This window comes from Roseomonas sp. 18066 (assembly GCF_902706185.1).
In the GTDB taxonomy this organism is placed as follows: domain Bacteria; phylum Pseudomonadota; class Alphaproteobacteria; order Acetobacterales; family Acetobacteraceae; genus Pseudoroseomonas.
The window spans coordinates 1-12,390 of record NZ_CACSJM010000159.1 but is presented as its reverse complement, the minus strand read 5'-3'; the positions used below and the strand labels follow the sequence as shown (position 1 = coordinate 12,390).

Sequence of the window (12,390 nt, the reverse complement as noted above, 5' to 3'; positions counted from 1 at the left end):
GAGAAAGGTGGGGTGGTCGGTCATCAGGGCGGCATCCCGGCGGCGGTGGAGGGCCCCAGGCTCCGCCCGGCCGCCCGCCCCGTCAACCGGAAGCCGTGCCATGGCAGCGCTGCGCCATGGCACGGGGGCAGAGCGTCAGCCCTTCAGGCTGGCGGTCACCAGGCGCAGCATCTCCGGCATCGCCGCCGGGTCGAGCCAGCGGAAGGTCGCGACCAGATCGTGGGCGGGGTCGATCCAGATATAGTTGCCGCCGGCGCCCTGGGCCAGGAAGCTTTCGCGGCTGGCGCTGGGGTAGCGGCCATTGCCGTTCAGCCACCAGAGCAGGCCGTAATCCTTGTTCAGCGCGCAGGCGGTGGTCGAGGCCTTGACCCAGCCCTCGGGCAGCAGGCGGCGGCCCCCCCAGACGCCGTCCTGCAGCATCAGCTGGCCGATGCGGGCCTGGTCCTCGGCATGGGTGATGACGCCGCCGCCCCAATGCCCGCCGCCCGAGACCGACTGGATCTTCGTGCCGTCGATGTCGACGAAGCTGGTGCGATAGCCTTCCCAGGTGAAATCGGCGCTGCTGCCGATCGGGCTGGTGATCCTTTCCGCGAAGACTTCGGGCAAAGGACGGCGGAACCGCTCCAGCAGGGCAAGGGAAAGAGCATTCACCCGGACGTCGTTGTATTCCCAATAGGTGCCCGGGGTCTGCATGGCGCGGTCGATGCCCTTGGGGCCGGCGCCCTCGCGCTTCAGGTCGCGGCCGCGATCGATGCGGTCGGCCTTGCCGAACAGCGTGCCTTCCCACTCGCTGGTCTGCTCCAGGATCATCCGCCAGGTGATCGGGCGGTTCTGGTCGCTGTGGAAGGCCTCATGCGCCACGCTGTCGCTGATGCGCGACTCCAGGCTGTCGATCAGCCCGTCGCCCAGCGCGATGCCGGCCAGCATGGCCAGGTAGCTCTTGGCGACGCTGAAGGTCATGTCGGCCTGGCGGGTGTCGCCCCAGGACGCCACCAGCCGGCCGCGGCGCAGGATCAGCCCGTTCGGGTCGCCGCGGGACGCGGTGCGGCCCAGCACCTCGTTGTCCGGGGCGGGCTCGAAATAGCCGGCCTCCAGGTGCTTCAGGATGTCGCGCGGGAAGGGGCTGTCATGGCCTTGGGCGAAGGCGACGGCGGCGGCGAGGGCGCCGGCGTCGAAGCCGGCCTCGCCAGGGTCTTGCGGCTGGAAAGCGGTGTCGGTCTGCATGGGGCGCGAGCCTCGCCCCAGCTTCGGCGTGGCGCAAGCGGGTGGGCCCAGGGATGGGGCTGTGCAGCGGCACGGCGCCACCCCATGTCTGGCGCCTGCAGAGAGAAGGAGGCCGCGCCATGGCCGACACATCCGCCCGCGAGACCGCCATCCTGGGAGGTGGCTGCTTCTGGTGCCTGGACGCCGCCTATCGCCAGCTGAACGGGGTGATCGAGGTCGAATCCGGCTATGCCGGCGGCCATGTCGAGCATCCGAGCTATGAGGAGGTCTGCGGCAAGAAGACCGGCCATATCGAGGTGGTGCGCGTCGACTTCGACCCCTCGGTGATTTCCTATGCCGACCTGTTGCGGGTGTTTTTCACCCTGCACGACCCGACCACCCGCGACCGCCAGGGCGCCGATATCGGCCCGCAATACCGCAGCGCCATCTTCGCCACCTCCGACTCGCAGGCCGAGACGGCGCGGGCGGTGATGGCCGAGATCGCCGCGGCCGGCATCTGGCCCGACCCGATCGTCACCGACCTGCTTCCCGAGGCGCAGGTCTGGCCGGCCGAGGCCGAGCACCAGGATTATTTCACCCGCAACCCCTGGGCCGGCTATTGCCGCGTCGTGGTGGCGCCCAAGGTCGCCAAGTTCCGCCAGAAGTTCGCCGCCCGGCTGAAGGCCGCCGCGGCCTGACGGGCGGCGGAGTCGCGCTGCCGGGCGGGGCCTTGCCGTCCCGGCGGGCGCGGATTCGTCAGTGGAAGATGAATTCCCGCTCATGCCGCAGCAGGAATGTTCCATTTCCCTTTGGTGCAATGCAACATTCGGGGATGGCGATGCATTGAAGCGGTGAGGGGGCCCGGCATCGTGGCCCGGACAGCGCCAGGCCTGCTTTCCAGGGCCCAGAATCGCGGACGGCGCCCTGGCAATGCCGGGCGCCGTCGTCACGCTTTCCGTCCCTTTACGGGATCGTTCCTCCCCAAACTCGGCCTGCAGAGCAATCCCGAGAGACCTCACCCTAACAGGTCTTGTATAAGACACAAGTCTATCTTTACGGCTGCCTTGATCCGGCCACGCAGATCGTGAACACAGCCTTTACGCACCGCAGCATTCAACCTGCTCTTTCAGGAGGCCGGCCACCCGCCATGCCCATCACCGACGCCCCGCCGCAACGGCTGGACGCCCGACCGCTCTACCGGCAGGTGGAAGACATCCTGATCGGCCGGATCGTTGGCGGCGACTGGCCACCCGGACACCTGCTGCCGGCCGAGCCGGAGCTGGCGGCCGAGCTCGGCGTCTCCCAGGGGACGGTGCGCAAGGCGCTGGCCGGGCTGGAGCGGCGCCACCTGATCGACCGCCGCCAGGGCCGCGGCACCACCGTCGCCAAGCACACCAGCGAGACCGCGCGCTTCACCTTCTTCCGGGTGCGCGACCTCAGCGGCCGGGCGGTGGTCTCGCGGATCGTGGTCACCTCCTGCAGCCCGGGCGAGGCGGATGCCTGGGAATCGGCCGCGCTGCAGCTGCCGGCCGGCGATCCGGTGTTCCGGCTGCGGCGAATCCGCCTGCTGGACGGCAGCCCGCGAATCTTCGAGCGCTGCGTGCTGCGCGCGGCGAGCTTCCCCGGATTCTCCCTGCCGCTGGGCGAGCTCCCGACCGAGCTCTATGTGCATTTCCAACGTGCCCATGGCGTGACCATCGCGCGTGCCGAGGAGGAGCTCGCCGCCTGCGGCGCGGATGCCGAGACGGCGGCCGCGCTGGACCGTCCGCCGGCCACGCCGATGCTGATGGTTCAGCGCACCGCCTACGATGTTGCCGATCGGCCGGTGGAGGTGCGGCTGTCGATGATCGACACCGCCAGCCACCGCTACGCCGTCCGGCTGGACTGAGCCGGCGGCGCCGGCGCCCCCCTTCCGCCCCTGCATGCCGCGGCCTGGCCCTGCGCCAAAAGCTTGCACGCCGGGGGGTGGGGTGGTAATGGCGCCGCCTTCCTTGATTTACGCTGACTAGCACAGCACGTTGAAAAGAGAGGCCCGGCGCCATGGCCGTTCCGAAGAAGAAGGTTTCGCCCTCCCGTCGCGGGATGCGTCGCAGCCACGAGGCTCTGCCGACCCAGGCTCACCTGGAGTGCGGCAATTGCGGCGAGCTGAAGCGCCCGCACAACATCTGCGCCTCCTGCGGTCATTATGACGGCCGTGAGGTCGTGGCTGCCGGCAAGCCCCTGAAGGCCGCGGTCCGCACCTGAGCGGCCAGGCCCGCCGGGCGGAATCCGGAATGTCCCAGGTCACGCTGACCTCGGTGTCGGCCGCCTCGGCGTCGGCTGGTGGCTTCGCCCTGGCAATCGATGCCATGGGCGGGGACCACGCGCCGGACTCCGTGCTGGACGGGCTGGAGATTGCCGCCGAGCGGCATCCCCAGGCCCGATTCCTGCTCGTCGGCGACGAGGCGCGGCTGCAGCCGTTGCTGGCCCAGCGGCCGCGTGCCGCGAAGGCCTGCACGCTGCGGCACGCGCCTGCCTCGATTCCCGGCGACATGAAGCCGACGGCCGCCTTGCGCGTCCGCCAGTCCTCGATGCGCGTCGCCATCGACGCGGTTGCGGCGGGCGAGGCGGCGGGCGTCGTCTCCGCCGGCAATACCGGCGCGCTGATGGCGCTGGGCAAGATCGTCGTAAAGACCCTGCCGGAAATCGACCGGCCGGCGCTGGCCGCCATCGGTCCCTCGGCCCGCGGCGACGTGGTGCTGCTCGACCTTGGCGCCAACATCGTCTGCGATGCCCGCAACCTGCTGGAATTCGCGGTGATGGGCGATGCCTTCGCCCGCGCCGTGCTCGGCCTGACGGCGCCGACCATCGGCCTGCTCAATGTCGGCAGCGAGGAGCTGAAGGGCGACGACCGGGTGCGTCTGGCGGCGGAAATGCTGCGCGACTCCATCCTGGCGCCGAATTTCCGCGGCTTCGTCGAAGGCCATGACATCACCGCCGGCACCGTCGATGTCGTCGTCACCGACGGCTTCACCGGCAATGTCGCGCTGAAGACCGGCGAGGGCGCCTTCAAGCTGGTGGGCAGCCTGCTGAAGCAGGTCTTCACCTCCTCCTGGACCGCCAAGCTCGGCTATCTGCTCGCCCGCCCGGCGCTCGACCGGCTGCGCGAATGGATGGATCCGCGCCGCTACAACGGCGCCGTGCTGATCGGCCTGAACGGCGTGGTGGTGAAGAGCCATGGCGGCACCGATGCGCTGGGCTATGCCCATGCGGTCGACGTCGCCATGGACATGGTGACCCACCGCTTCACCGACCGCATCCGCGAGGGTCTGGCCACGCTGCCGCCCCGCGGCAAGGCGGCCGAGGCCGCGCCCATCCCGGAGACGGGCCGGGCGGCGACCGGGCGGACCGAGACGGGGGTCACCACCCCCTAACCCTTGGGGCTGGCGCATGGGACAGCGGCCGCCGCCGCCGTGACGCTGCGCTCCCGGATATCTGGATGCTCGCCGCATGATCCCTCGCGCCATTATCGCCGGCACCGGTGGCTACCTGCCGGAGCTCGTCCTCGACAATGACAGCCTGGCGGCGAAATACGGGCTCGACACCTCCGACGCCTGGATCCGCGAGCGCACCGGCATCCGCCAGCGCCACCTGGCGGCCCCGGGCGAGAAGGCCAGCGACATGGCCGCCGCCGCGGCGCGCGCGGCGCTGGCCCAGGCCGGAATCGAGGCGTCCTCCGTCGATGCGGTGATCGTGGCCACGGCGACGCCGGATTCGGTCTTCCCCTCGACGGCCGTGCGGGTTCAGGCGCTGCTCGGCATCACCCAGGGCTTCGCCTTCGACATCGCCGCCGCCTGCACCGGCTTCGTCTATGCCCTGTCGGTGGCCGATGCGATGGTGCGGGCCGGCCAGTGCCGCTGCGCCCTGGTGATCGGCGCCGAGGTCTTCTCCCGCATCCTGGACTGGACCGACCGTGGCACCTGCGTGCTGTTCGGCGACGGTGCCGGCGCCGTGGTGCTGCGCGCGGCGGAGGAGGGCGAGGCCGGCCGCGGCGTGCTGTCCTGCCACCTGCATGCTGATGGCCGGCATGGCGACATCCTGCAGGTGGAGGAGGGCATCCTGAAGATGTCCGGCCGCGAGGTGTTCCGCCACGCCGTCTCCAAGCTGGCCTCGGTGGTCGACGAGGCGCTGGCGGCCAATGGCCTGGCCAAGTCCGACATCGCCTGGCTGGTGCCGCACCAGGCCAATCTGCGCATCATCGACGCCATGGGCCGCAAGCTGGGCCTGCCGCCGGAGCGGGTGGTGGTGGCGGTCGACCGCCATGCCAACACCTCCGCCGCCTCGATCCCGCTGGCGCTGGCCGAGGCCACCCGCGACGGCCGCATCGCCCGCGGCGACCTGGTGCTGATGGAGGGCATCGGCGGCGGCCTGACCTGGGGCGCCGCCCTGGCCCGCTTCTGATTCTTTTCAGGGTGGCTGCCCCGACAGGCAGCCACGGCGCGTCGCAAGGCCGTCTCCCGCGAGGGTGGCGGCCTTTTCTTTTTCACGCCCAGGTTGATGGTATTGCGCCTCGGTTGAGGGCGATGGACGCCTTCCTGCAAGTGGGCACCGCGCCCCGCTTCCGCCATTGCCACACGAGCCTCGCCCGGTAGCCGTCTCATTTCGCTTAACATCTGAGAAATGCCGCAGAATCAGCAGCCTGCTGATCGGCTTCGATGGGTGGACCCCATTGCACGAATCCCTCTCATAATTGATAAAAATGGCGCTTATTTCGGTTGCCCCGCAGCCGCGCGTCGCCAATTCTGAGCCAGGGCGCCGCCGCCGGCGCGTGGAGCGAGCACGGGAGGATTCTCGATGGCTGATGAGATGCGTCAGGCCGCATTGCGGCCCGCTGGTGTTCCTGCCGCCGGGCCGCCCGGATCGGCGCGGCCGCTGCCGGCCGGTGCCGCGCCGGAGGGGCCGAGCGAATGGACCAAGCGCCCGGCCTTCCACCCCGAGGAGGGCGAGGCCGACCGCTCTGACTGGTTCACCTTCGTCAAGAGCATCGGCCTGATCGTCGGCGTGCTGGCGATCATCGCCTTCCTGCTGTCGCGCTGACCCATGCAGCACCGGCCCTGCCCGAAAACAGGACAGGCTGCCGTTAATACCGGCAGAACAGCCGGTTGCTCTGAAATTTCATGAGGCCTGCCCTGCCACTGCCTCTTGGCTTGGCGGGGGGCGCCCCTGTATGGTCCGGCCGCCTTGCGGGGAGGGTCCTAAACCCGGTTCCGCACGGCCGGGGGATCGAACAAACATGCTGATCACAGTGCCGCCTGACTACCGGCCTTCGGATTCCGAAGAGTTCATGAACTCCCTCCAGCAGGAATACTTCCGCCAGAAGCTGTTGCGCTGGCGCCAGGACCTTCTGCGTGAGGCCGGCGATACCCTGGCCAGCCTCGGGGAAGGGGGCATCGCCGAGGCCGATCTGACCGACCGCGCCAGCGTCGAGACCGACCGTGCCTTGGAGCTGCGCACCCGTGACCGCGCCCGCAAGCTGATCTCGAAGATCGATCAGGCCATCGAGCGCATCAACAACGGCACCTACGGCTATTGCGAGGAGACCGGCGAGCCCATCGGCCTGCGCCGGCTCGAGGCGCGGCCCATCGCCACCATGTCGATCGAGGCGCAGGAGCGCCACGAACGCATGGAACGCGTCCACCGCGACGATTGATTTTCTGGTTTGACGCCCGCCGCTGGCGGGCGTCGCGTTTCTCGGGGCTCAGGCCCGCAGCAACCCGCTCTTCGGCCCGACCTGCTTGCTGTCGGGGAAGGCGGCGTCCAGCGCCTGCGCCGGCAGCCGCAGATGATCGCGCAGCAGCGTCTTCGCCACCTCCCGCAGGTCCAGGCTGGGCTGCAGGTCGCGATCCTCGAGCAGCTTGCCCTGGCCCAGGCCCGGCCAATCCGCCATCACCCGCCCGCCGGCGACCGCGCCGCCCAGCAGGAAGGCCGCGCCGCCGGTGCCATGGTCGGTGCCGCTGTTGCCGTTGATGCGGACGGTGCGGCCGAACTCGGTCATCACCAGCACCGCGCAGCGCTTCCAGGCCTCGCCCATCTGCTCGCGCAGCGCGCCGAGCCCGGCGTCGAGCTGCGCCAGCTGCCCCTTCAGCCGGTTCAGCTGCGATACATGCGTGTCCCAGCCGCCCATCTCCAGCGCCGCCACGCGCGGCCCGTCGGCCGCCGCCAGCAGCCGCCCGGCCGAGCCGGCGAGGTAGAGAAAGCCGCCGCCGCGCGACTCCTCCTTGTCCAGCACGCCGCTGGCGAAGCCGCGGGCGCGCAGCCCCTCCCGCACCGCCGGGCCCAGCAGCGGATCGTCATGCGCGAGATCGGCCAGCCGGGCATAGAGCTCGGGCGGGGGCGCCTCGCCCCGGGGCGGCGCGAACATGCTGACCGGCCGCGGCCCGCGCAGCAGCAGCGGCATGTCGAGGCCGAGCGCCAGGGCGGCGCGCGCGCCTTGCGCGTCGGCATCGGCCGGCAGGCTCTGCAGCGCGCGGTTCAGCCAGCCGGAGGACAGCCGGCTGTCGGCGCCGCTCTCCAGCATGTCCTGCGCGTCGAAATGGCTGCGGGTGCGATAGGGGCCGGCGATGGCATGCAGCACCAGCGCCTCGTTGGCGCGGAACATGGCATGCAGGTTGGTCATCGAGGGATGCAGGCCGAAATAGCCGCCGAGGTCGAGCACGCCCTCCTCGGCGCCGGGCTCCGGCAGGGCCAGGCCCTGGCGCAGGTCGCGGAAGGCCGGGTCGCCATAGGCCTGCACCGCGGCCAGCCCGTCCAGCGCGCCCCGCAGCAGCACGACGACCATGCGGGCCTCGCCACGGCCCTGGGGGGCGGCGCGGCGGGCGGGGGCGGCGACGGCCAGGCGCGACTGCCCGGCGACGGCCAGCGCGGTCAGCCCGAGCAGCAGGCCGCGGCGGCCGAGCTTCGGCTGGTGGGGAAGCGTCTTGCTCATCGGCGCTGGAACTCCGGGCTGGCCAGGACAAGGGTCAGGCCATCGCGCTGCGAGCCGGCGCGGCGGGCGGCCGTCAGGGTCTCGGGCCGGGCGAGGGGGCCGAGCACCACGCCGGCCAGGGCCATCGGGTCCTCGCGGCTGAAGCGGCCGGCCATGTCATGCGCCTGCTCCATCCGTTGCAGCACGCCTTCGGGGGTGACCCAGTCCTCGGCGCGGTCGGGCCAGCCGATCGGGTCGGCGGCCAGCCAGACCTGCTGGCCCAGGCTGCCCGCCACCCGCAGCGCGATCGGCGCCAGCCGCGGCCCGGCGCCCAGCCCGCGCAGGGCGGCGAAGGCGAATTCCTGCGGCGTGCGCATCTTGGTCAGCGGCTTCTGCCAGGTCTCCGGCATCTCCACGAGGGTCCGCGCCGCCGCGCCGATGTCGCTGCGGGTGTCGCGCAGGGTGGAGAAGATCTTCTGGATGGCGGCGGGCGGCGGGGTGTCGTCGATGAAATGCCGCGCCAGCTTGGTCGCCAGGTGGCGCTGGGTGGATTCCTGCACCGCCAGCCAGCGCAGCGCCCGCTCGATCTCCGGCGCGCCCTCGCCGAATTCCTCGCCGAAGACGCGCTTCGGGCCGGGCTCGTGGCGGCTGGCGGCGAAGATGGTGCCGGTGCCGTCGCGGCGCTGCACGGTCAGCCCGGTCAGCAGCCGGGCGAAATTGGTGACATCGGCCTGGCTGTAGCCGGCGGCGGGGGAGAGGGTGTGCAGCTCGAGGATCTCGCGGCCGAGATTCTCGTTCAGCCCGACCCGGCCGCGCTGCCCGGTCGGGCTGTTCGGCCCGACGGAGGAGCTCTGGTTCAGATAATAGAGCATCGCCGGGTGCCAGGTGGCGGCCACCAGCATGTCGCCGAAGCTGCCGGTGACATGCGGGCGGATGGCGTTGCGCATATAGTCGCCGAGGAAGCCGGCCACGTTGCCGCCGCGGCGGCTGGCGGTCAGGTGGTTGGTCCAGAACAGCACCAGCCGCTCGCGGAAGCTGTCCGGGGTGGCGATGCAATGCTCGGCCAGGGCGCGCATCTCCTGGCCGGCCAGGATGTTGCGCGGCCGGGCGCGGCCCATCACGCCGGGCATCCTGCCCTCCTCGCCCCAGACTTCCATCACATCGGCGATGGTCGGCTGGTGGTCCCAGCCCTCGGGCAGCGGCAGCGGGCCGGGGGGGCGCGCCAGCTCGGCCAGCAGGGCCGCCTTCGGGTCGTCGGGCAGCGGCTGGTCCGGCCGGGCGCCGAGGCCGAAGCGGATGGCGGCATGGTGGCGGCTGAAATCCATCGCCCATTTATAGCAGGCGTGCCGGGCGCTCCCTGCAACAAAGGGTGACCCGTGCCGGCGCGCCGCTAAAACCCGCGTCATCGGGATTGACCTGCCGCCGCAACGGTCCGGCCGCCCTGGCGCGTGGCGCCGCCGGGTCATCCGGGGCCGCTTCTGCCGCCCTGCGGTGTCTTACCGCTTGCAAAGCAGGCCGATCCGGTGCATCTGCGGCCCCGACGGTGGGTGCGGTGAATCGGCGCAGGGACAGTCCTGGCCATGATCCGCCCCCGTCGGTTCCGGGACACCGCGTGGGTTTTCGGCGGCGACGAAGGGGACATTCCCCCTTCGCTGGCGCCGGGCAGCACCGGCGGTCCGCAGGAACTGGCAGAGAGATTTAAGCGAGCGCGCGGGACGGGAAGCCGCGCCTGGCTCGCATCACGATTCCCGCGCGGCTCGCGCCGCGACGCGTATGGAGGCCCACGTGGCGCGCACCCCGCTCGATCACATCCGCAATATCGGCATCACGGCGCATATCGACGCCGGCAAGACGACGACGACCGAGCGGATTCTTTATTATACCGGCAAGTCCCACAAGATCGGTGAGGTCCACGAGGGCAACACCACGACCGACTACATGGAGCAGGAGCGTGAGCGTGGCATCACGATCACCTCCGCTGCCGTGACGGCCGAGTGGAAGTCGCACCGGATCAACGTCATCGACACCCCGGGCCACATCGATTTCAACATCGAGGTGAACCGCTCGCTGCGCGTGCTGGACGGCGCCGTCTTCATCATCGAGGGCGTGGCCGGCGTGCAGCCGCAGTCCGAGACGAACTGGCGCCTGGCCGACCGCTACAACGTGCCGCGCATCATCTTCATCAACAAGCTGGACCGGACGGGCGCCGACTTCTACCGCGCCGCCGCCACGCTGACCGAGAAGCTGGGCATCAACTGGATCGCGCTGCAGCTGCCGATCGGCATCGAGGACACCCTGAAGGGCGTCGTCGACCTGGTCGAGATGAAGGCGCTGATCTGGGAAGGCGACGAGCTCGGCGCGCAGTATCATGAGGCGCCGATCCCCGAGGACCTGCTGGAGAAGGCGGCCGAGCACCGCCAGATCCTGCTCGACACCGCGCTGTCGGTCGACGACGCCGCGATGGAAGAGTATTTCGACAAGGGCGACGTCTCGGTCGAGACCCTGAAGCGCTGCATCAAGCGCGGCACGATCGACGGCACCTTCCGCCCGGTCTTCTGCGGCTCGGCCTTCAAGAACAAGGGCGTGCAGCCCCTGCTCGACGGCGTGATCGACTACCTGCCGGCGCCGACCGATGTCCCGGGCATCAAGGTCGCGCTGGAGGAAGGCGCCGAGGAAGATCCGGCGAACCCCGCCCGCATCATCCCGGCCCGCGAGGACGCGCCCTTCGCCGCGCTGGCCTTCAAGATCATCAACGACAAGTACGGCAACCTGACCTTCGTCCGGGTCTATGCCGGCATCATCCGCTCCGGCGACACCTTCATGAACACCACGAAGGGTCACAAGGAGCGGATCGGCCGCATGTTCCAGATGCACGCCGACAAGCGTGAGGAAGTGAAGGAGATCTACGCCGGCGACATCGTCGCCATCGTGGGCATGAAGGACACCGGCACGGGCGACACCCTGGCCGATGCCGCCGACCCGGTGGTGCTGGAGCGCATGGCCTTCCCGGTGCCGGTCATCGACATCTCGGTCGAGCCGAAGTCGAAGGACGGCGTCGAGAAGATGACGCTCGGCCTGCAGAAGCTGGCCGGCGAGGATCCCTCGCTGCGCCTGAAGACCGACCAGGAGACCGGCCAGACCATTCTGTCCGGCATGGGCGAGCTGCATCTCGAGATCATCGTCGACCGTCTGCGCCGCGAATACGGCGTCGAGGCGAATATCGGCGCGCCGCAGGTGGCCTATCGTGAGACGATCACGAAGGCGCATACCGAGACCTATACCCACAAGAAGCAGTCGGGCGGTTCGGGCCAGTACGCCGAGGTGAAGATCGTCTTCGAGCCGCGCGAGCGGAACGAGGGCATCGAGTTCAAGAACGGGACCGCCGGCGGCTCGGTGCCGAAGGAATACATCCCGGCTGTCGAGAAGGGCATCAAGGTCCAGGCCGACACCGGCGTGCTGGCCGGCTTCCCCACGGTCGACTTCCGCTACACCCTGGTGGACGGCAAGTACCACGACGTCGACTCCTCGGCCCTGGCCTTCGAGATCGCCGCCAAGGCCTGCTTCCGCGAGGGCATGAAGAAGGCCGGTCCGGTCATCCTCGAGCCGATCATGGACGTCGAAGTGACCACCCCGCAGGATCACGTCGGTGACGTGGTGGGCGATCTCAACCGTCGCCGCGGCGTGATCCAGAGCCAGGACATGGCCGGCACCTCGGTCATCGTCCGCGCCCATGTCCCGCTGAAGGAGATGTTCGGCTACATCTCCAACCTGCGTGGCATGACCAAGGGCCGTGCGTCCTTCTCGATGTCCTTCCACCACTACGATCCGGTCCCCCGGAACGTGGCGGACGAGATCATGAAGCAGTCCGCCTAAGGTCTGCTGCTGACGTGAAGGGGGCGGGCAAGCAATTGCCCGCCCCTTTTTTGTCTAATGGATAGAAAAAAGATGGGGGCCCGGGGGAATTCTTTCCCCCGGCCTTGCTTACTCTAGGTGGGCAAGCAGCGAATAATATCTCGATGCCCCCTGGCTAAAACGGCCTTGGTCCCCTCCGGACAAGCCGCCGCCGCATCCCGCCGCGCCGGCGTCAGCCCCTGGTCCCAGGGCGTCCGATCCATGCCGCGGTCGCAGCGCCCTGGCACCCCCTTCACCGGCGAGCCCCCATTGGGACAAAGCCAGCGGCGGATCGCCTCCAGCTGGGCGGCATTGGGCCGGCGGATCGGCTCGGCCAGGGCGGGGGCCAGGGC

11 protein-coding genes are annotated in these 12,390 nt (G+C 70.0%); 8 read left to right on the top strand and 3 right to left on the bottom strand.

What is annotated here, in order from left to right; all coding sequences use genetic code 11:
* Positions 1 to 135: 135 nt before the first annotated feature.
* A complete protein-coding gene (locus tag GVN67_RS24205; RefSeq protein WP_159999887.1) occupies positions 136 to 1,224 on the bottom strand; it encodes a serine hydrolase in 1,089 nt (362 codons plus the stop codon).
* A gap of 119 nt (positions 1,225 to 1,343) precedes the next feature.
* Between GVN67_RS24205 and msrA the strand changes: the two genes are divergently transcribed.
* From msrA to dksA, 7 genes are all read left to right on the top strand, one after another.
* The gene (gene msrA, locus GVN67_RS24200; RefSeq protein ID WP_159999886.1) at positions 1,344 to 1,901 is read left to right on the top strand and encodes a peptide-methionine (S)-S-oxide reductase MsrA; all 558 of its coding nucleotides are present in this window, start codon (positions 1,344 to 1,346) and stop codon (positions 1,899 to 1,901) included.
* A 449-nt stretch (positions 1,902 to 2,350) separates the two neighbouring features.
* Positions 2,351 to 3,091: a GntR family transcriptional regulator gene (locus tag GVN67_RS24195; RefSeq protein ID WP_159999885.1), complete on the top strand. Its 741-nt coding sequence runs from the start codon at positions 2,351 to 2,353 to the stop codon at positions 3,089 to 3,091.
* 152 nt (positions 3,092 to 3,243) lie between these two features.
* Positions 3,244 to 3,447: a 50S ribosomal protein L32 gene (rpmF, locus tag GVN67_RS24190; RefSeq protein ID WP_159999884.1), complete on the top strand. Its 204-nt coding sequence runs from the start codon at positions 3,244 to 3,246 to the stop codon at positions 3,445 to 3,447.
* A gap of 29 nt (positions 3,448 to 3,476) precedes the next feature.
* Positions 3,477 to 4,616 (top strand): phosphate acyltransferase PlsX, encoded by a 1,140-nt coding sequence (gene plsX, locus GVN67_RS24185; RefSeq protein ID WP_235035454.1) that lies wholly within the window; start codon positions 3,477 to 3,479, stop codon positions 4,614 to 4,616.
* A gap of 76 nt (positions 4,617 to 4,692) precedes the next feature.
* Positions 4,693 to 5,643: a beta-ketoacyl-ACP synthase III gene (locus tag GVN67_RS24180; protein WP_159999883.1), complete on the top strand. Its 951-nt coding sequence runs from the start codon at positions 4,693 to 4,695 to the stop codon at positions 5,641 to 5,643.
* 393 nt (positions 5,644 to 6,036) lie between these two features.
* Positions 6,037 to 6,279 (top strand): hypothetical protein, encoded by a 243-nt coding sequence (locus GVN67_RS24175; RefSeq protein ID WP_159999882.1) that lies wholly within the window; start codon positions 6,037 to 6,039, stop codon positions 6,277 to 6,279.
* A 196-nt stretch (positions 6,280 to 6,475) separates the two neighbouring features.
* A complete protein-coding gene (gene dksA / locus GVN67_RS24170; RefSeq protein WP_159999881.1) occupies positions 6,476 to 6,892 on the top strand; it encodes an RNA polymerase-binding protein DksA in 417 nt (138 codons plus the stop codon).
* Between the two features lie 48 nt (positions 6,893 to 6,940).
* Here dksA and GVN67_RS24165 read toward each other — a convergent pair whose 3' ends face one another.
* Together GVN67_RS24165 and GVN67_RS24160 are read right to left on the bottom strand one after the other, a co-directional pair.
* The gene (locus GVN67_RS24165; protein WP_159999880.1) at positions 6,941 to 8,167 is read right to left on the bottom strand and encodes a DUF1501 domain-containing protein; all 1,227 of its coding nucleotides are present in this window, start codon (positions 8,165 to 8,167) and stop codon (positions 6,941 to 6,943) included.
* On the bottom strand, positions 8,164 to 9,471 hold the full coding sequence (locus tag GVN67_RS24160) for a DUF1800 family protein (protein ID WP_159999879.1): 1,308 nt from the start codon (positions 9,469 to 9,471) through the stop codon (positions 8,164 to 8,166). Before GVN67_RS24160 ends, GVN67_RS24165 begins: the two co-directional genes overlap by 4 nt.
* Before the next feature lie 448 nt (positions 9,472 to 9,919).
* On the opposite strand from GVN67_RS24160, the gene fusA reads away from it, so the two are divergent.
* Positions 9,920 to 12,019: an elongation factor G gene (gene fusA / locus GVN67_RS24155; protein ID WP_159999878.1), complete on the top strand. Its 2,100-nt coding sequence runs from the start codon at positions 9,920 to 9,922 to the stop codon at positions 12,017 to 12,019.
* Positions 12,020 to 12,390: the final 371 nt, after the last annotated feature.